Origin of the sequence: Streptomyces albus subsp. albus (assembly GCF_000719865.1) — a bacterium.
Classification (GTDB): Bacteria; Actinomycetota; Actinomycetes; order Streptomycetales; family Streptomycetaceae; genus Streptomyces; species Streptomyces albus_E.
Map to the genome: position 1 here is coordinate 61,322 of NZ_JOID01000012.1, position 18,613 is coordinate 79,934.

Sequence of the window (18,613 nt, forward strand, 5' to 3'; positions counted from 1 at the left end):
GGAAGCGGACCGTCAGCGGATGGTGCGGTGGACGTTCTCCCGGCGCGAGGGGCCGGGGGCCGCGCCGGCGATCCAGGGCCCGTCACCGCTGGGATCGAGGACGCCCTCCTCCAGCCAGGTGTACGCCCCGCCGAGGACTCCCGCGGCGACCTTGCGGTCGGGGTCGTCGGTGTTGGTCCACAGCCGGCGGAAGAGTTCCTCGGTGCGGACGCGCGCCTGCCGGCAGAAGGCGTCGGCCAGTTGGTACGCCTCCCGGCCGTGGCCGCCCTCGCGTCGCGACTGCTCCGCCCGGGCGCAGGCCGCGCTGACGGCGAACAACTCCGCGCCGATGTCCACGATCCGGCCGAGGAAGCACTGCCGGCCCTCCAGCCGCCCCTGCCACCGGGACATGGCAAGGAAGGTGGCGCGGGCCAGCCGGCGGGAGGAGCGTTCGGCCCAGCGCAGATGGCGGGCGAGGTCCGGGTGGCCCGCCGGGTGGAACTCCTGGTAGGAGCGCGGCAGTTGGCCGGGTCCGGTGAGCAGCCCCGGCAGCCAGCGGGCGTAGAAGCCGCCGGCCCGGGCGCCGGCGCGGGCCTTCCCGGTCAGGGGGACGTCCGGGTCGATGAGCTCGCCGGCCACCGACAGATGGGCGTCGACGGCCTCGCGGGCGATCAGCAGGTGCATGATCTCCGTGGAGCCCTCGAAGATGCGGTTGATGCGCAGATCGCGCAGCACCTGCTCGGCGGGGACGGCGCGTTCGCCGCGCGCGGCGAGGGAGGCGGCGGTCTCGTAGCCGCGGCCGCCGCGGATCTGGACGAGGTCGTCGGCGATGCGGCAGGCCATCTCGCTGCCGTAGAGCTTGGCGAGCGCGGCCTCGATCCGGATGTCCGTGCGGTCCTCGTCGGCCATCCGCCCCGCGAGCTCGACCATGGCCTCCAGGGCGAAGGTGGTGGCCGCGATGAAGGAGATCTTGGCCCCCACGGCCTCGTGCCGCCCGACCGGCCGGCCCCACTGCTCGCGGACGGCGGACCACTCGCGGGCGATCTTCAGGCTCCATTTGCCGGCGCCGGCGCAGATGGCGGGGAGGGAGAGCCGGCCGGTGTTGAGGGTGGTGAGGGCGATGCGGAGGCCCGCGCCCTCCGCGCCGATGCGGTGGGCGGCGGGGACCCGGACCCGGTGGAAGCGCGTCACCCCGTTCTCCAGGCCGCGGAGTCCCATGAAGGCGTTGCGGTGTTCGACGGTGACGCCCTCGGAGGCGGCCTCCACGACGAAGGCGGTGATGCCGCCCCGGTGGCCGTCCCCGGCCGGGACGCGGGCCATGACGACGAGCAGGTCGGCGATGACGCCGTTGGTGGTCCAGAGTTTCACCCCGTCGAGGAGGTAGTCGTCGCCGTCGGGCACGGCGGTGGTCGCCAGGCGGGCCGGGTCGGAGCCGACGTCGGGCTCGGTGAGGAGGAAGGCCGAAAGGTCGGTGCGGGCGCAGCGCGGCAGGAAGGCCTCCTTCTGCTCCTCGGTCCCGAAGACCTTCAGCGGCTGGGGGACGCCGATCGACTGGTGCGCGGAGAGCAGGGCCGCGATCGCGGGGCTGACGGAGCCGGTCAGGGCGAGGGCCCGGTTGTAGTGCACCTGGCTGAGCCCGAGGCCGCCGTACCGGGTGCCGATCTTCATGCCGAGCGCGCCGAGGTCCTTGAGGCCGCGGATGACGTCGTCGGGGATGCGCGCCTCGCGTTCGATCAGGGCGCTGTCGACGCGGGTGGCCAGGAACTCGCGGAGCCGGGCGAGGAAGGCCTCCCCGCGCTCTTCGTCGCCGGGGTCGGGCGCGCGGCCGGGGTGGACGAGGTCCAGCCGGAACCGGCCGAGGAAGAGCTCCTTGGCGAAGCTCGGCCGGCGCCACTCCTGCTCGCGGGCGGCCTCGGCCACCTCGCGCGCTTCGCGTTCGGAGACGGAGGGACGGGCGGGGGGACGGGCGGACGGTGCGGTCACGGGGCTCACCTCGCCGCGAGTAGGGGCGTACGGGGCCGGGGCCGGCCCGGGCCGGGACGGCGGGATCCGGCCGGGCGGTGGGGGCCGGTGTCGGTGTACCCGGCCGGGGGCGCCCCGTACCGGTCGCGCCCCGCGCCACTGGGCCGGACGGCGGGTACGGGGACGGACGGGGGAGGGGCGACCGCGGGGGGCGCGCGGCGGTCCCACACCCGCCGTTGAAGCGCTTCGACACTCCTCTGGACAGCTCCCGGGCACCGGTCTACTGTCATGGCACGGCAACGTCCCCGGGGTAGGATCCATCGCGACCGACCGCATAGTCGAAGCGCTTCACCCGTCCGGGGCCGGCCGCCCGTCACCGTCGCGCCGCTGGGGGACTCGCATGGTCACACTCGCCGAGGTCGCCCGGCATGCCGGAGTCTCCGCCAGCACGGTGAGTTACGTCCTCAGCGGCAAGCGTTCGATCTCCGCCACCACCCGCGACAGGGTCGAACGCAGCATCGAGGAGCTGGGCTACCACCCCAACGCGGGCGCCCGCGCCCTCGCCAGCAGCCGTTCGAACATCATCGCGCTGATGATGCCGCTGCGGACCGACATGTACGTCCCGGTGATGATGGAGATCGCCCTCGCGGTCGCCACCACCGCCCGCGAGCACGGCTACGACGTGCTGCTGCTGACCGGCGAGGAGGGCCCGGCCGCCGTGCGCCGGGTGGCCGGCAGCGGCCTGGCCGACGCCATGATCCTGATGGACGTCGAACTGCTCGACGCCCGGCTGCCGCTGGTGCGCGAGGCCGGCCGGCCCGCGGTGCTCATCGGGCTCCCCGCCGACACCACCGGACTGACCTGCGTGGACCTGGACTTCGCCGCGACCGGCGCGCTCTGCGCCGAGCACCTGGCGGAGCTCGGCCACCGGGAGATCGCCGTGATCGGCGAGGCGGCGGCCGTCTACGAGCGGCACACCGGCTTCGCCGAACGGACGGCCGAAGGGCTCCGCCGCCGCGCCCGCGAGCTGGGACTGCGCACGCTGCACCGCCCCTGCGAGGGCGGTTACGCCTCGCTGGCCGGCACCCTCGCCCGGATCTTCGGCGAACGCCCGGGCACCACCGGCCTCGTGGTGCAGAACGAGAACGCGATCGATCCACTGCTCAGCCTGTTGCGGGAGCAGGGGCGGGCGGTTCCGGAGGACGTGTCGGTGGTGGCCGTCTGCCCGGAACAGGTCGCCCTGCAGGCGTCCGTGCGGCTCACCTCGGTCGCCATCCCCGCCCAGGAGATGGGGCGCCGGGCCGTGGAGCTCGTCATGGAGAAGCTGGAGGGAGGCGGCCGGCCCCACACCACCCTGCTGCCCCCGGAACTCACCGTACGGGCCAGCTCCGGTCCCCCGCCCGCCCGGGACTGAGCACCGCCGCGCCGCCCTCCCCGTACCACCGCTCCCCCCGTACCAGCGGACCCGTACGCCGTCCGACCGGCCGCCGTCACCCCAGAGGAGCGCACGTGAACCCGTCACCGCAGTCAGCCTCGCTCGCCCAGTCCTCCCCCACGGCCGGCACCTTCCGCGAGAGCGGCGGCGCCCTGGAGTGGTCGGGCCGGCGGGAGACCGTACGGCTCGAACCCTGGGGCCCGGACGCCATCCGGGTCCGCGCCCGCCTCGGCGGCCCGGTCCTCGCGAACCTCCCGGGCGCGCTGCGGGAAGCCCCGCCGGCAGCGCCCGCGGCGTCCGTCAAACCCGGGGACGACCGCGGGCTGCTCGTCAACGGCGCGCTGACCGTCGAGGTCACCGCCGACGGCATGGTCCGCTTCCTGCGCACCGACACCGGTGAGGAGTTGCTGGCCGAGGAGCGGGCGCACTTCTGGTGGCCGGGGCCGCGCCTCTACACCCCCACCGGCAACGGCTACCACCGCCTCGAACAGCGCTTCCGCGCCTACGACGGCGAACGGCTGTACGGGCTCGGCCAGCACCAGCACGGCCTGCTCGACCAGAAGGGCACCGTCATCGACCTGGTGCAGCGCAACGCCGAGGTCACCATCCCGCTGCTCACCTCCGACCGCGGCTACACCCTGCTCTGGAACAACCCCGCCGTCGGCCGCGTCGAACTCGCCGCCAACGGCACCCGCTGGGTCGCCGACAGCGCCCGCCAGATCGACTACTGGATCACCGCCGGCGACCCGGCCGCCGCCCAGCGCCGCTACACGGCGGTGACGGGCCGGACGCCGATGCTGCCGGAGTGGGCGGCCGGCTTCTGGCAGTGCAAGCTGCGCTACCGCACCCAGGAGGAGCTGCTGGAGGTCGCCCGCGCGTACAAGCGGCGCGGGCTGCCGCCGGCCGCCATCGTCTGCGACTTCTTCCACTGGACGCACCTGGGCGACTGGAAGTTCGACCCGGCCGAATGGCCCGACCCGGCGGCCATGGTGGCGGAACTGCGCGAGCTGGGGATCGAACCCGTGGTCTCGGTCTGGCCGTCGGTCTCACCACTGAGCGAGAACCACACCACGATGGACCAGCGCGGCTACTTCATCGGCACGGAGTACGGGCCGCCCGTGCACGCCGACTGGCCCGACAAGCAGGTCGCCGAACCCGTCCAGGTCTCCTTCTACGACGCCACCCACCCCGGCGCCCGCGCCTTCGTCTGGGACCGGATACGCGAGAACTACCTCCGCCCGTACGGCATCCGCGCCTTCTGGCTGGACGCCTGCGAGCCCGAGCTCAAGCCGCACGTCGCCGCGGGCCTGCGCTACCACGCCGGGCCGGGCGCGGAGGTCGGCAACCTCTACCCGCGGGAGAACGCCCGCGGCTTCCACGAGGGGCTGCTGGCCGAGGGGGAGCCGGAGGGCATCACCCTCAACCGCTCCGCCTGGGCGGGCAGCCAGGCGTACGGCGCGGCCCTGTGGTCGGGCGACATCGGCACGGACTTCGCGACGCTGCGACGGCAGGTCACGGCGGGACTGCAGGTGGCGCTCTCCGGCATCCCCTGGTGGAACACCGACATCGGCGGCTTCCACGGCGGCGACCCGGACGACCCGGCCTACCGCGAAGTGCTCATCCGCTGGTTCCAGTTCGGCGCCCTGTCCCCGCTGATGCGGCTGCACGGCTTCCGCGACCCGGGCATGCCGCTCGGCCCGGACATGACGGGCGGGCCGAACGAGATCTGGTCGTACGGCCCGGAGGCCGAGGAGGTGCTCACCTCGTATCTGCGGCTGCGGGAGCGGATCCGCCCGTACGTCCTCGCCCAGATGCGCACCGCCCACGAGGAGGGCCTGCCGCCCATGCGGCCGCTCTTCCTGGAGTTCCCGGACGACCCGGCCGCCTGGTCGGTCGGCGACGCCTACCTGTTCGGCCCGGACCTGCTGGTGGCACCGGTGCTGACGGCGGGGGCGGTCGAACGCACGGTCCACCTGCCGGCGGGCACGCGCTGGACGGACGTGTGGACGGGCGAGGAGTACGCCGGGGGCGCCCCGGTGACGGTCCCCGCCCCCCTGGACCGCATCCCGCTCTTCCTGCGCGGGGGCGCGGGGTTGACCCGCGAGACGGTCACGGGCGGCTGAGCGGCCAGGCGGCGCGTGTCCCCGGCACAAGGGCTCGGGGGCGCGCCACCGCCCGAATGTCTCGCCTTCGCACCAGAACTCCTTGGGCGGGATCAACAGACACGGGGCAAAGCCGCGAGTCGCATCCAGTGATGCGTGCCGACCGGGAAATCGGCGGCACCGTCGAGGGCCGGGCAGCTACCCGGTCAGGCAGTGAACCGTGCCGACTTGAGAGCCGCGATCAAGCCGGTGAAGGAACCGGCCTTCACCGTGAGCGCAGGGCGACGGCGGTCCTTGGAATCGCGGATGGCAACCCAGGGGCCCAGGTCGGCTATCTCCACGCACTCATTGTTCGCCGCACTGTGTCTGCTCTTACGCCACTCGGCGACGGCCAGTTGTCCGGGGGACGGCTTGGGGGTCATGGGGAGAACTCCTGTCGTGCGGCGGCGAGCATCTTCCGCGATGCCTTCGGGTCGGCTGCCTGGGAACGCAAGTACGCGTGGGCCAACTTATAGGCCTGGAGGTCGTCGGGGTCATCCAGGTACAGGCCACGCGTGTGCATCTCCAGGTAGACCACCGACATGGAGTGGAGCGGGCGCCGTTCGTCGTCCCGGCCGAGGATCAGGAAGTGGCCGCCCGATCCGGCGGCCGAGGCTCCGGAGCTGTACGGCAGAACCTGGATATCGATGTTCGGCCGCTGGGACATCTCTTCCAGATGGGCCATCTGCTCCGCCATCACCGCCTCGCCTCCCACGACAGTCCGCAGCACGCTCTCGGTGAGGATCGCCCACAGGTGGAGGTTCTCGCGTTCGAGGATGTCCTGCCGCCGCATACGAGCCGCGACCTTGCGTTCGATCTCGTCCTGATCGGCGCGCACGTCGCTGGCCTGATGGGTCGCCAGCGCGTAGGTCCGAGTCTGCAAGAGCCCGGGAACGAGGATGTTCGCGTAGGCGTGTACGTACTCGGCGGCCGTTTCGAAGCCGACCAGCGGGTCCATCCACTCCGGAATGGCCGGATCGCCGACCCACCAGCCCTCGCCCTGTCCGCGGACCAACTCGGCCAGGGCCTCACGCTCGGCCTCCGTGGCTCCGCATGCCTCAGCGATCCCACGGACCATCGGCACGGTGAGCCTGGCCCGTTCCTGCCACGTCTCATACCGGCCGACCGTGCTCTTGGAACAGCCGACGCGCTCGGCGACATCCGTCAGCGTGAGGCCGGCCCGCTGCCGCAGGGCCGCGAGCGACTGCGCGATCTGCAGACGTGCTGCGGAACCTGCCGACGTCGTGGCCATGCCCACCCCTCCTCATCAGGCCGTGACCGGGGGCTCCGATGCTCCCCACGCGCCAACGAGCCGAGCCTACGCGGGAGTCGGCGCTCTCCCTCATCTTCCCGCCGCCGTCACCCACTCGGGCGAACTCCCCAACACCGGCTTCCTTTCATTGGATTCCAATGACAGGGTTCCAGCATCCGCAACCGAGTGCATCCAACCCGTTACTCACTGCGGCCTTCGCCGTCCCTTGCGCGCCCCGGAGGAGCTCGCCATGGCACGAAACAGAACGCCCTTTTGGGAGAACTGCACGCAGCGGCGAAAGAGTTCGCCTGCCGGCGTGCGCATCCCGGGGCACCAAGGTGGCGGTCGCGCCGCTGAGGAGGCGCAGGGCATCTTGTGCGTCGGCCACGTCGCCCCTGGTCCGCGGCTTCGAGCACTGCCGCGTTACGGCATCGGGAGCGTCGCCCGGAGCCCCCATACGGCGGGAGCGAGGCCATGACGAGCACCACCCGGGAAGAGCAGATGCTGGCGCTTTCCCGCGCCACTGCGGCCGGCGCTCCGGCCGGGACGGTTGGGGACGCCTGGCGCACCGGAGCCGCCGCCGAGGTCCCCGTGGGCAGAACCTGGGATGTCCTGCGGGTCACCGCTACCGTGGGAAGCGACGCCTTGAACCGGCTGCGCTGCCGGAACATCGCCCTGGGCCCCGTCCTCGACGTCAGGCCACGCGGCACGGTCGAGTTCCTCGTGGCACCGGGACTCGCGTCGTACTGGCCCGATCTCCGCTGCACCGTATGGGCGGACCGGGGATTCGTGCGCTGGCCGGCCCCTTCCCTGAGCTGGGCCACCGGCCGCCGCGCCCGGTGCGGCCGCAGTTGGGTCGTCCCGCCGTCGTGCCCTTCTCCGTATACCGCCGATGCCGACGCTCTGTGCGAGGCCGTCGTCGCGTCCCTGCTGGACCGCATCCACGAGGCCGAGCGGCTGTGGCCCTCCACCGGCGCCCGCGTCCGTCTTCGGGGGGCCTGAGTGGCAACGGTTCCCGTATACCAACACGACGGCACTGCGCAGAAGCGGGTCTTCTACGTGCTCTCCGGAGCGTCCCTGGCCACTCCGGGCCGGGCCCGGGCGTTCGTTCGCCGCCACAGCACCGCTTGGGGAGTGAGCGCCGCTGTGGTCTCCTCGCTGGAGCTGATCGTGTCCGAGCTCGCCACCAATGCGGTACGGCACACCCGCAGCCGGCACATCAAGCTCCGTCTGACTTTGTCGAAGGGCAAGGTGACGGTAGCCGTGACCGACAGCGGCCCGCGGCACCCCCTGCAGTCGTCCGCACCGGAAGACGAGAGCGAGCACGGACGCGGGCTATTCCTGGTGGAAGCGCTGTCCGACTCGTGGGGCCACGAAGCGCATGGCGACGGCTCGCGTGTGTGGGCCGCAATCCGCGCCCGGTGAAACGTCAGAGGCCCACGAGGGGCCGGGACACCGGCCCCTCGTGGGCCTCTGCGCCGCCGGGCCGTCGTTCAGCTCGACGAGACGGCGAAGTCGTTGGTGCGGAAGTCCAGGCCGCCCGCCGAGGACGTTATCTCGTAGCCGAACTGGACGTCGCCGATGGTCTCGTCGCCGATCCAGCCCTTGGTGTTCTTCAGCCAGTCGAGGATCGGCTTGATGTTCACCGTGCCGGCGGTCGAGTTCGAGGCGCGGATGAAGGTGTAGACGGCGTTGTGGCCGTTGTCGCCCCGGTACACGGACCAGCTTTGGCCGCCCAGGGAGACGTCGCCCTGGTGGGAGCCGAGCGGGCCGACCGGGCCCGTCCGATTGACCCAGAGCATGATCTCGTGGTCGTAGTCGGTGTCCCAGATGTCGTAGCTCGTGTTGTAGGCGCCGGAGTTCGGGACCGTGACGTTGTAGTGGCTGGTCAGCGTGGTGATCCGGCTGATCGGCCTGTTCACGGTCTTCTTGGCGTTGGGGTAGGACTTGATGCCGCCGGTGTTCGGGTGGTCCGCCCAGACGCCCCAGTCGCTGTACGAGTTGGCCCAAATGGTCTGCGGGCCGGTGCCGGAGCCCCAGATGTTGTTGTAGAGCGTGTAGCCGCCGTTGGACCAGGTGCCCCACTGCTCCGAGGAGGACCAGACGGCGGCGTGAGCGGGCGCGGAGGCCAGGGTGGTCAGGCCGGCCAGCGCGGCCGCGGCGGGGAGGACGGTGCGGAGCAGCGTCCTGCGGGGGATTCGGGGGGTGGAGGAAGTGGAGGGGGTGGAGGGTCGCACGGGGGTTCTCCTTCTACGGAGGTGGGGGTTCGGGAGCGTGCGGTGCGGGTGGTGCCTGCGGCGCCCCGGTCCGCCGGGCCCCGGTGCGCAGGGCGGCGGCGCCGTGGCGGTCGAGGCGGATGGTGGTGGTGTGGTCCCGTCCGGTCAGGACATCGGTGGCCGGGGCGGGGAGCGGGACCACGGCCGGGGCGCCGCTGTGGTTGAGGAGGAAGAGCAGGTCGCCGCGGCGGACCGCCTCGACCCCGGCGGGGAGCGCGGGGAGCGCGGGGCGCAGCCCGGCTGCGTCGGCCGTGTGCGCCAGCAGGGCGCGCAGCGCCGGGGGTTCGGGGAGCGTGGAGACGTACCAGGCGGTGCCGGCGCCGTGGCGGTGGCGGGTGACGGCCGGGCCGCCGTCCAGCTCGCCGCCCTTGAGGACGGCGACGGGCTCGGCTCCGGCGAGTTCGAGGTCCTCGGTCCAGAGAGTGCCGGTGAAGGTGCCCGGCAGACCGATCGGGACGCTCGGGCCGGTCACGGCGGTCGTCGCGCTCCCGGCAGTGGTCACCGTAACCGTCTCGTCCTCCGCCAACGGCCACCACTCGTGCACGGTGGCGATCCCCAGCAGCTCGCGCAGCCGGGCGTCGACGCCGCCGGGGCGCACCCGGTCGTCGCCGTCGGTGACGCCGGTGAAGAAGCCGCAGACGAGGGTCCCGCCGCCGCGCACGTAGGCGGTGAGGTTCCGCAGGGCCTCGCCGGTGAGCAGGTGGAGGTGCGGGACGGCGACGAGGCGGTAGCCGCTCAGGTCCGCGGTGGGGCGGGCGAAGTCCGTGGTGATCCCGGCCTCCCACAGCGCCCGGTGCCAGGCGCGCAGCAGGCCCTCGTGGGTGACGAGGGCGGAGGGGCGGCCCTCGCCCCGGGCGGACCACCAGGCGTCCCAGTCGTGCAGGACCGCCGCCCCGGCCGGCACCGGCCGCCCCGCCACCTCGCCGCCCAGCGCGGCCAGTTCGGCGCCGAGTTCGCGCACCTGCCGGAAGGTGCGGCTGTGCTCGCCCGCGTGGGGCAGCATCGCGGAGTGGAATTTCTCGGCTCCCTGCCGGGACTGGCGCCACTGGAAGAAGCAGACGGCGTCGGCCCCCCGCGCCACGGCCTGGAGTGACCACAGGCGCGTCAGCCCGCGTGGCTTGGGCCGGTTGACGGGACGCCAGTTCACCGCGCCGGCGGCCTGCTCCATCAGCATCCAGGGGCCGCCGGCCTGGGAGCGGGTGAGGTCCTGGACGAGGGCGTTCTCCGCGCCGCCGTGCGGGTCGGCGGGGTCGGGGTAGATGTCGGCGGAGACGACGTCCTCCTCGGCGGCCCAGGCCCAGCCGTCCACGCCGGGGAAGAACGGCATGAAGTTGGTGGTGACGGGGGTGTCCGGGTCGTAGCCGCGCAGGATGTCGCGTTCGGCGGTGAAGCACTCCAGCAGCGCGTCGCTGGTGAAGCGGCGGAAGTCCAGCGCGTGCGCCGGGTTGAGCAGGTACTGCGCGCGGCGCGGCGGGATCAGCTCGTCCCAGCCGGCGTAGGCCTGACTCCAGAAGGCCGTGCCCCAGGCTTCGTTCAGCGCGTCGAGGGTGCCGTGGCGCCGGCGCAGCCAGCGGCGGAAGTGGCGGGCGGTGGCGTCGCACCAGCAGGGGGTGGCGTACTCGTTGCCGACGTGCCACAGCCGCAGCGCGGGGTGGCCGGTGTAGCGGGCGGCGAGGTCCTCGGTGAGGGCGGCGGCGTGGTCGCGGTAGACGGCGGAGGAGGCGCAGAAGTGGTTGCGCGAGCCGTACCAGACGACGGAGCCGACGGGGTCGCGCGGCAGGGTCTCGGGGTGGCGGGCGCCGAGCCAGGGCGGGGGCGAGGCGGTGGGCGTGGCGAGGCAGACGCCGATGCCGGCGTCGTCCAGCAGGCCGAGGACGGTGTCGAGCCAGCCGAAGTCCCGTGCGCCGGGGGCGGGTTCGATGCGCGCCCAGGAGAAGACGCCGACGGTGACGAGGGTGACCCCGGCCTCGCGCATCAGCCGGATGTCCTCGGGCCAGGTCTCCTCGGGCCATTGCTCGGGGTTGTAGTCGCCGCCGTAGAGGACGCGGCCGCGGGTGGCGTCCGCGAGACGGGGCCGCCCGGGGCGGCTCACGCGGGTTCTCCGCAGGGGATGCCGTGCCTGCCGCTGCCGAGGCCGGACCAGCCCTCGCTCCGGAGGTCCCCGGTGGCGGCCCGGCCGGTCCGGGCCCCCTGGCGTGCGGGATCGTCGCCGTGAGCGCGGGTCCCGGCGGTACCGCCCGCACGGGAGCGATGCACGGCGGTGACGGGGGAGCCCGCGAGCGGGGTTCGTCCGCCGGGCGCGGAGAGGTGCTGCATGACCTGGGACCTTCTTCCGTGGAGGACGGTGGACGGGTCGTACGGCCGTGCGGTGGCGAGGAGGAGACGGCGGGCGCGGGCCGCGACCCGGCCCCGGCGAGGGGGGACCGGGACCGGGTCAGCCCTTGATGGCGCCCGTGAGCATCCCCTTGGTGAAGTGCTTCTGCACGAAGGGGTAGACGGCCACCACCGGGATCAGCGCCAGCACCATGACCGCCATCTGCACGGCCAGTCCCGGGACCTGCTGGGTGGCGATCATCTGGGACATGCCCTGCGGCGCCTCCTGCTTGATGACGAGCTGCCGCAGGATCATCTGGAGCGGCCACTTCCCGGCGTCGTTGAGGTAGATCATCGCGTTGAACCACTGGCTCCAGTAGCCGACCGCGTAGAAGAGCGAGATGACCGCGATGACGGCCTTGGAGAGCGGCATCACGATGCGCAGCAGGATGCGCCACTCCCCCGCGCCGTCGATGCGGGCACTGTCGATGAGCTCCGGAGCGGTGTTCATGAAGAACGCCCGCAGGACGAGGATGTTGAAGACCGAGACGGCGCTCGGCAGGATCATCGACCAGTAGCTGTCCTGCAGGCCGATGCCGGTGACCAGCAGATAGGTGGGGATGAGGCCGGCGCTGAAGAACATGGTGAGCAGCAGGGTCATCAGGATCGGCCGGTGCAGCAGGGAGCCGGGCCGGGAGAGCCCGTAGGCGCACAGGATGGAGACGGCCATGCTGATCGCCGTGCCCACCAGGGTGACCAGCAGGCTGACGACCGTGGCGCGGGTGACCGTCCCGCCGCTCAGCAGCTCCTGATACGCCCGGAAGGTGATGGTCTTCGGGACGATCACCAGGCCGCCGGCCTCGGTGATGGTCTTCTGGTCGGAGAGGCTGGTGACGACGACCACCCAGAGCGGGCCGAGGATCGCGAGGCAGACGCCGGCGAGGGTGACGCCCTTCAGGCCCTGCCCGACCGGCCCCGGCTCCTCCTCCCACACGGGCCGGCCCCGCGGCGGTGCGGTCGTGCTCGTGCTCGTGCTCGTGCTCGTGCTCATCTGCGGTACACCCCCTGCTCGCCCAGCAGATGGGCGACCTTGTTGGCCAGCAGCACCAGCACCACGCTGAAGACGCCCTTGATCAGGCCGCCCGCCGCGGCGACGCCGTAGTCGCCGTTGGCGATGCCGACCCACCACACATAGGTGTCGAACACCTCGGAGGCGCCCGGCCCGACCGCGTCCCGCTGGAGCAGGATCTGTTCGAAGCCGACGGTCAGGGCGTCGCCGACGCGCAGCACCAGCAGCAGCGCGATGACGGGCCGCAGCGCGGGCAGGGTGACGTGCCACATGCGGCGCCACCGTCCGGCCCCGTCGGCCGCCGCGGCTTCGTACAGGTCCTGGTTGACGGCGGAGAGCGCGGCGAGGAAGACGATGACGCCCCACCCGGCGTCCTTCCACACGAGTTGAGCGGTGACGAGGAACTTGAAGACCCCGGGGTCGGTCATCAGGTCGAAGCCCTCGTAGCCGCGGGCGCGCAGCAGCTGGGAGATCAGCCCGGCGCCGCCCAGCATCTGCTGGAAGACGGTGATGACGAGAACCCAGGAGAAGAAGTGCGGGAGGTAGAGCACGCTCTGCACGACGGCCCGGACGCGTTCGCTCAGCAGGCTGTTGAGGAGCAGCGCCAGCGCGATGGGGACCGGGAAGAACAGGGTGAGCTGGAGGAAGGTGATGGCGAGCGTGTTGACGCCCGCGTCCCAGAAGCGGCTGTCGGACAGCAGCAGGGAGAAGTTCTCCCAGCCGGTCCACGGGCTGTCCCACAGCCCGGAGAGATACGGGTCGTAGTCCTTGAAGGCGACCGTGGTCCAGATCAGCGGGACGTAGACGAACAGCGCCAGCAGGCCGACGGCCGGGAGCGTCATCAGCAGCAGGGAGCGGTCCCGGCGCAGCCGGTACCGGCGGCGGGAGGCGGGCGCGGGGCGGGGCGCGCCCGGGCGGCCGCCGTCGCCGTCGCTGCCGCCGCCCGGGGCGGTCGTGTCGGGGGGCGCCCCCGCGGCACGGGGGCGCACAGCGCTGCTCACACCCCGCTGCCGTTCTTCTCCAGCAGCTCCGTGTACCAGTCGCGCAGCTTGTCGCCCCCGCCCTTGCGCCAGTCCGCGACGGCCCGCTGCGCGTCGCGCAGCGACTTGCGGCCGCGGACCACGTCCTTGGCGAGGTCCTCGAACGGCGTGTAGAGGGAGGCGTACCGGGTGGGTTCCTGGATCTGCATCCCGTAGAAGAGCGGCTTGCGCATGTGGGCGCCCATCCGCTGCATCCAGCCGCAGTAGTCCTTCACCACCCGCGGGTGGTCGGGGTAGGCGACGGCGGCCTCGGCGGAGACGATGAAGCGGTAGGTGTCCTGGACCTCCTTGACGCCCTTCTCCGTCTTCACCGGCACGCCGTCCTCGATCGTGTGGTGCTCGCCCTCGGTGCCGTAGTCGATGAGCCGCTGTTCACGCGTGCCATAGGGCGCGGCGATGAAGTCGGCGAGGGCGAGGCACTCCTCGATCTGCTCCTTCGACAGCTTCTTGTTGAGGAACGACCAGAGGCTGGCGGGGGCGCCCTGGTAGAGGACGGGGTCGCCGCCGCCGGGGCCGAAGAAGTCCATGCCCTGGATGCGGAAGTCCGGGTTGGCGGCGGCCTGTTCGAAGGTGAGGCCGTACCACTTGGCGTCGCCGTCGTTCATGATCAGCGACTGGCCGGAGGTGAAGCGGGTGGCCGCGTCGTTGGCCTTGCCGGCGACGGCGTCCGGGTGGACGACCCCGGCGGCGTAGAGCTTGCGGGTCCACTCCAGGGCTTCGAGCCAGGCGTCCGTCTCGACCTTGTGGACGAGTCTGCCGTCCCGCTCGGTCCAGTAGTACGGCTTCTCGGGCGGGCAGCCGAAGATGATCTGGGCGGACCACCACATGTCCTCGCACGCCCACCGCTTGCTCGCGGGGCGGGTGATCTCCTTGGCGAGGGCGAGGAACGCGTCCGGGCTGTCCGGGACCTCCCAGCCCTCCTTCTCGAAGAGGTCCTGCCGGTAGAAGGGGACGACGCCGCCGAGCGGGCGCGCGGGCATCGGCAGGCCGCGCAGCTTCCCGCCGAAGACGGACATCTGCCAGGCGGCGGTGGGGATGGCGGCGAGGTTGGGGTACTTCTTCACCTTGTCGCCGGAGAGATACGGGCCCAGATCGGCGAACTTGGCGCTGATCGCGCCGTGGATGCGGCCCTGCATCTCCCACTGCGGGACGCAGACGATGTCGGCGACGCCGTCGGAGGCGAGGACGGCACTCAGCTTCTCGCCGTAGGTGTTGCCGTCCTGGGTCTGCCAGCGGATCTCGGCGCCCAGCGCCTCGTTGACGGCCCGGTAGTAGGCGGCGTCCTTCGCGGGCGGGGTGCCCCAGAGCGGGGTGAAGGCGGTGTACGTGCCGCCGCCGCCGGGCTTGCCGCGGACGGAGACGGTGAGGTCCCCGGGTGCCGGGGCCCGGGTGAAGCCGGGGCTGGAGCCGTTGCGGCTGGGGATGTCGGGGTCGCTCGCCCGGGAGGCCACATGGGCGGGCAGCAGCTTCTTGAGGTCCTTGCCGCTGGTCGTACCGCCCCGGTTGGTGCTCTCGCCCGAGGAACAGCCGCTGAGCAGGGGCGCCCCGCCGGCGACGGCCGCGGTGACGGCGGCCGCTCCGGCGAGGAACGTCCGTCTGCCGTGCGGGCGGGGGCGGCCGGAACCGTGGTCCGGGGCCTGGAAGTTCGGCATTGCGTCAACCCTTCGTGGCGTAACCGCCGCACGACCGGTTCCTCGGCCGCGTGGTCGAAGCGCTTCGATGGCGCAGAGGCTAGGGCTGGGGGTGGGGTCACGCAAGAGTGGCCGCAAAAATGCCCGTTGGTGCGGGAGTTGGCGGCTGCCACACCTCAACCAGCGCAGAAGACCGGTGCTTTACGTCTTGACACAGCCGGTCACGGGGCGCAGCATCGAAGCGCTTCGAATGCCACGTGCTGTGCATGCCATGCCTCATGGCGCCTGCCCGCTCCGCCTGTGGTGCGCCTCCGCTCCGCACTCCCCCCGCCCCGGAGGTCCTCGGGGCACCCGGCCGCGAGGAGACCGTCCGTGTCCACCGCTCCGCCGTCCCACCGCGATGCCCGGCCGACGCGCGGGCAGCGCGTGGACGATCTGCTCGGCCGGCTCACCCCCGATGAGCGGATCGCGATGCTCCACCAGTTCGCGCCCGCCGTGGAGCGCCTGCGGATCGCCGCCTTCCGCACCGGTCAGGAGGCCCTGCACGGGGTCGCCTGGATGGGCCCGGCCACCGTCTTCCCGCAGGCCGTGGGACTCGGCGCCACCTGGAACCCGGACCTGCTGCGGCGGATCGGCGAGGCCGTGTCCACCGAGGTGCGGGGCATGCGCGCCCGGGACCCCCGGGTGGGGCTCAACGTCTGGGCGCCCGTGGTCAATCCGCTGCGCGACCCGCGCTGGGGCCGCAACGAGGAGGGCTACTCCGAGGACCCGGCGCTGACCGCCGCGCTCGCCACCGCCTACACCCGCGGGCTCCGCGGCGGCCACCCCCGGTACTGGCGCACCGCCCCCGTCCTCAAGCACTGGCTGGCGCACAACAACGAGACCGGCCGCGACACCACCTCCGCCTCCGTGCCGCCCCGGGTGCTCCACGAGTACGACCTCCCGGCCTTCCGGGGACCGGTCGAGGCGGGCGCGGTGGCCGGCGTCATGCCCGCGTACAGCCTCGTCAACGGACGGCCGAACCACCTCTCGCCGTATCTGGCCGAGCAGTTGCGCACCTGGACGGAACGGGAGCTGGTCGTCTGCTCCGACGCGGGAGCGCCCTCCAACATCGCCGGCTCGCAGGGCTACCACGCCACCCACGAGGAGGCGGCCGCCGCCGCGCTCCGGGCCGGGGTGGACAGCTTCACCGACCACGACCAGGACCCGGCACCGACCATCGCCCGGGTGCGCGGCGCCCTGGAGCGGGGCCTGATCGGGGAACACCACATCGACACCGCCGTCCGGCGGCTGCTGTCGATGCGCCGCGACCTGGGCGAGTTCGCCCCGGAGGAGGATCCGTACGCGGATCTCGGCCCGGAGCACGTCGACACCCCGGCCCACCGCGCGCTGGCGCGCGAGGCGGCGGAACAGGCGGTCGTCCTGCTGAAGAACGACGGGCTGCTGCCGCTCTCCGGGGACGCGGACGGGGCCGGAGACGGGGCCGGAGACGGGGACACGGCGGACGGCGCCGGCACGGTCGCCGTGATCGGCCCGATGGCCGACGCCTGCAAACGCGACTGGTACAGCGGCGATCTCATCCACCGCAGCACCCTGCGCGGCGCCCTGGCCGAACGCCTCGGCCCCGGGCGGGTCGTGCACGTGGACGGCGCCGACCGGGTGCGCCTGCGCTGCGCGTCGGGCGGCTGGCTGCGCGTCCCCGCCGGCCGGCACGCCGGACCGGCGGCCGGGCCCGCCGGCTCCCTCAACCCCGCGCACGCGCGGGGCCGTACGGACCTCCCGCCGGTCACCCGCGGCGAGCACCCCACCGAACTGGCGCTCACCGACTGGGGCGGCGGTGTGCTCACCCTGCGCGCACCGGACGGGCACTACCTGAGCGCCGCCGCGGACGGTTTCGTCCGGGCCTCCGCCGAGGAGCCCGGCGGCTGGGTCGTCCAGGAGACCTTCGCCCTCGAACCGCAGGGGGACGGCCGGCTGCTCCGGCACCTCGGGTCCGGCCGCCTCTGCCGCCTCGCCCCGGACGGGCTGCGCACCCTCGGCGAGGGCGAAGGCCCGGAAGCGGCCGAGGTGTTCACCGTCGAGGTGACCGAGCGGGGCGAGGACGCGGCCGCCCGCGCCGCCGCCGCGGCCGGCACCGTGATCGTGGCGGCGGGGAACGACCCGCACATCAACGGCCGGGAGACCGAGGACCGCACCACCCTCGCGCTCCCCCCGGCGCAGGAGCGGCTGTGGCGCGCCGCCCACGCCGCCAACCCGCGCACCGTGCTGGCCCTCGTCAGCAGCTACCCGTACGCCGTCCCGGAGGCCGACGCCGCGCTGCCCGCCCTGCTGTGGACGGCGCACGGCGGACAGGCGGCCGGGGCGGCACTCGCGCGGGTGCTGTTCGGGGACGTCTCACCGGCCGGCCGGCTGCCGCAGACCTGGTACGCCGGCGACACGGACCTGCCCGGGCTGTTCGACTACGACATCATCGGCGCCCGCGCCACCTACCTCTACTTCGACGGCACACCCCTCTACCCCTTCGGCCACGGCCTCTCCTACAGCGCCTTCTCCTACGACGGCCTGACCGTGACCCGGGACGGCGAGGTGTTCACGGCGAGCCTGACCGTCACCAACACCGGGGACCGGGACGCCGACGAGGTCGTCCAGCTGTACGCCCGGGCCGAGGCCCCGCGCGTGCCGCGCCCGCACCGGCAGTTGGTGGCCCACGAACGCCGCCGGCTCGCGGCCGGGGAGACCGGACGGTTCGCCTTCACCGTGCCGGTGTCCGCGCTCGGCCACTGGGACGTGGCGCACGACCGCTGGACCACCGACCCGGGCCGCTACGCACTCCAGGCCGGCGCCTCCGCCGCGGACATCCGGCTGACGGCACCCGTCGTCCTCGGCGGACCGCCGCCCGCCCCGCGCCCGGTGCGCGGCTCCGGCCTGGAAGCCGCCCGTTACGACGCCTGCGAGAACGCCGTACTGGTGGACCGGACGAAGACCCGCGGCGACGCGGTGGCCCCCGCGGACCCGGCCGCCCCGGCCCGGCTGCTCTTCCGCGACTGCGACTTCGGCCCGGAGGACGGGGCGGACGCGGAGACGGAGACGCCCGGCGGCCCGGCCGCGCCGGAGACCGCCGTCCTGCTGGCGGCCCGCGCGGAACCGGGCGAGGCCCGGATCCAGCTGGCCCTGGCCGACGGCACCCCGCTCGGCGAAGCCGTCGTCCCGTGCACCGAGAGCCCCTATGCGTACCGGGCCGTGGAACTTACGCTGGGCGGCGCCCCGCGCGGTGTGCGGGACCTGTGGATCACGCTGCGCGGAGCGGTACGCCTCGCGCGGCTCGACTTCGGACTCCGGGACGCATCGAGGGAGCCGTCCCGGGCGGCCGGAGGGCACTGACCCGGTGCCGCGGTGTCTCCCGGGCGGGTGAGACACCGGAAGCCGGGCCGGTATCCCGACGGCCGCACAAGAACGGCCGGGGCGCGTCGTGTGGGCTGCGCGCCCCGGCCGTTCGCCCCCGCGCCGGCTGCCGC

13 protein-coding genes are annotated in these 18,613 nt (G+C 73.2%); 5 read left to right on the top strand and 8 right to left on the bottom strand.

Annotation, left to right across the window (positions count from 1 at the left end; genetic code table 11):
• Window positions 1–12: 12 nt before the first annotated feature.
• The gene (locus IF83_RS0113835) at window positions 13–1,962 is read right to left on the bottom strand and encodes an acyl-CoA dehydrogenase family protein (protein WP_030544455.1); all 1,950 of its coding nucleotides are present in this window, start codon (window positions 1,960–1,962) and stop codon (window positions 13–15) included.
• A 379-nt stretch (window positions 1,963–2,341) separates the two neighbouring features.
• On the opposite strand from IF83_RS0113835, the gene IF83_RS0113840 reads away from it, so the two are divergent.
• Both IF83_RS0113840 and IF83_RS0113845 read left to right on the top strand, forming a co-directional pair.
• Window positions 2,342–3,355, top strand: a complete 1,014-nt coding sequence (locus IF83_RS0113840; RefSeq protein ID WP_030544456.1) for a LacI family DNA-binding transcriptional regulator — start codon at window positions 2,342–2,344, stop codon at window positions 3,353–3,355.
• A gap of 95 nt (window positions 3,356–3,450) precedes the next feature.
• On the top strand, window positions 3,451–5,499 hold the full coding sequence (locus IF83_RS0113845) for a glycoside hydrolase family 31 protein (RefSeq protein WP_030544457.1): 2,049 nt from the start codon (window positions 3,451–3,453) through the stop codon (window positions 5,497–5,499).
• A gap of 185 nt (window positions 5,500–5,684) precedes the next feature.
• On the opposite strand, the gene IF83_RS32060 is transcribed toward IF83_RS0113845, so the two are convergent.
• The gene (locus IF83_RS32060) at window positions 5,685–5,900 is read right to left on the bottom strand and encodes a DUF397 domain-containing protein (protein WP_030544458.1); all 216 of its coding nucleotides are present in this window, start codon (window positions 5,898–5,900) and stop codon (window positions 5,685–5,687) included.
• On the bottom strand, window positions 5,897–6,769 hold the full coding sequence (locus tag IF83_RS0113855; RefSeq protein WP_030544459.1) for a helix-turn-helix domain-containing protein: 873 nt from the start codon (window positions 6,767–6,769) through the stop codon (window positions 5,897–5,899). Before IF83_RS0113855 ends, IF83_RS32060 begins: the two co-directional genes overlap by 4 nt.
• Window positions 6,770–7,243: 474 nt before the next feature.
• Here IF83_RS0113855 and IF83_RS31210 point away from each other — a divergent pair, with 474 nt between their 5' ends.
• Both IF83_RS31210 and IF83_RS0113865 read left to right on the top strand, forming a co-directional pair.
• Entirely contained in the window at window positions 7,244–7,771 is a 528-nt protein-coding gene (locus IF83_RS31210; RefSeq protein WP_051722764.1) for a hypothetical protein, read from the top strand.
• A gap of 57 nt (window positions 7,772–7,828) precedes the next feature.
• Window positions 7,829–8,194 carry an ATP-binding protein gene (locus IF83_RS0113865; protein ID WP_279617219.1) on the top strand — a complete coding sequence of 122 codons (366 nt, stop codon included), beginning with the start codon at window positions 7,829–7,831 and terminating at the stop codon, window positions 8,192–8,194.
• A gap of 68 nt (window positions 8,195–8,262) precedes the next feature.
• Here IF83_RS0113865 and IF83_RS0113870 read toward each other — a convergent pair whose 3' ends face one another.
• The 5 genes from IF83_RS0113870 to IF83_RS0113895 form a co-directional block, all read right to left on the bottom strand.
• On the bottom strand, window positions 8,263–8,967 hold the full coding sequence (locus IF83_RS0113870; RefSeq protein ID WP_030544462.1) for a glycoside hydrolase family 12 protein: 705 nt from the start codon (window positions 8,965–8,967) through the stop codon (window positions 8,263–8,265).
• A 52-nt stretch (window positions 8,968–9,019) separates the two neighbouring features.
• A complete protein-coding gene (locus IF83_RS0113875; protein WP_078843465.1) occupies window positions 9,020–11,137 on the bottom strand; it encodes a beta-galactosidase in 2,118 nt (705 codons plus the stop codon).
• Window positions 11,138–11,479: 342 nt separating this feature from the next.
• Window positions 11,480–12,409: a carbohydrate ABC transporter permease gene (locus IF83_RS0113885; protein WP_030544465.1), complete on the bottom strand. Its 930-nt coding sequence runs from the start codon at window positions 12,407–12,409 to the stop codon at window positions 11,480–11,482.
• Window positions 12,406–13,428 (bottom strand): ABC transporter permease, encoded by a 1,023-nt coding sequence (locus tag IF83_RS0113890; RefSeq protein WP_107046767.1) that lies wholly within the window; start codon window positions 13,426–13,428, stop codon window positions 12,406–12,408. The genes IF83_RS0113885 and IF83_RS0113890 overlap by 4 nt, the downstream gene beginning before the upstream one ends.
• Window positions 13,425–15,119 (bottom strand): extracellular solute-binding protein, encoded by a 1,695-nt coding sequence (locus IF83_RS0113895; RefSeq protein ID WP_030544467.1) that lies wholly within the window; start codon window positions 15,117–15,119, stop codon window positions 13,425–13,427. The genes IF83_RS0113890 and IF83_RS0113895 overlap by 4 nt, the downstream gene beginning before the upstream one ends.
• A gap of 351 nt (window positions 15,120–15,470) precedes the next feature.
• Between IF83_RS0113895 and IF83_RS0113900 the strand changes: the two genes are divergently transcribed.
• Window positions 15,471–18,479, top strand: a complete 3,009-nt coding sequence (locus IF83_RS0113900) for a glycoside hydrolase family 3 C-terminal domain-containing protein (RefSeq protein WP_051722766.1) — start codon at window positions 15,471–15,473, stop codon at window positions 18,477–18,479.
• The last annotated feature ends 134 nt before the right edge of the window (window positions 18,480–18,613 follow it).

Excerpts from the sequence above, each read along its gene's own strand:
- IF83_RS0113840 (WP_030544456.1), top strand. The coding sequence starts at position 2,342 with ATGGTCACACTCGCCGAGGTCGCCCGGCATGCCGGAGTCTCCGCCAGC.
- IF83_RS32060 (WP_030544458.1), bottom strand. The coding sequence starts at position 5,900 with ATGACCCCCAAGCCGTCCCCCGGACAACTGGCCGTCGCCGAGTGGCGT.
- IF83_RS0113855 (WP_030544459.1), bottom strand. The coding sequence starts at position 6,769 with ATGGCCACGACGTCGGCAGGTTCCGCAGCACGTCTGCAGATCGCGCAG.
- IF83_RS31210 (WP_051722764.1), top strand. The coding sequence starts at position 7,244 with ATGACGAGCACCACCCGGGAAGAGCAGATGCTGGCGCTTTCCCGCGCC.
- IF83_RS0113885 (WP_030544465.1), bottom strand. The coding sequence starts at position 12,409 with ATGAGCACGAGCACGAGCACGAGCACGAGCACGACCGCACCGCCGCGG.
- IF83_RS0113895 (WP_030544467.1), bottom strand. The coding sequence starts at position 15,119 with ATGCCGAACTTCCAGGCCCCGGACCACGGTTCCGGCCGCCCCCGCCCG.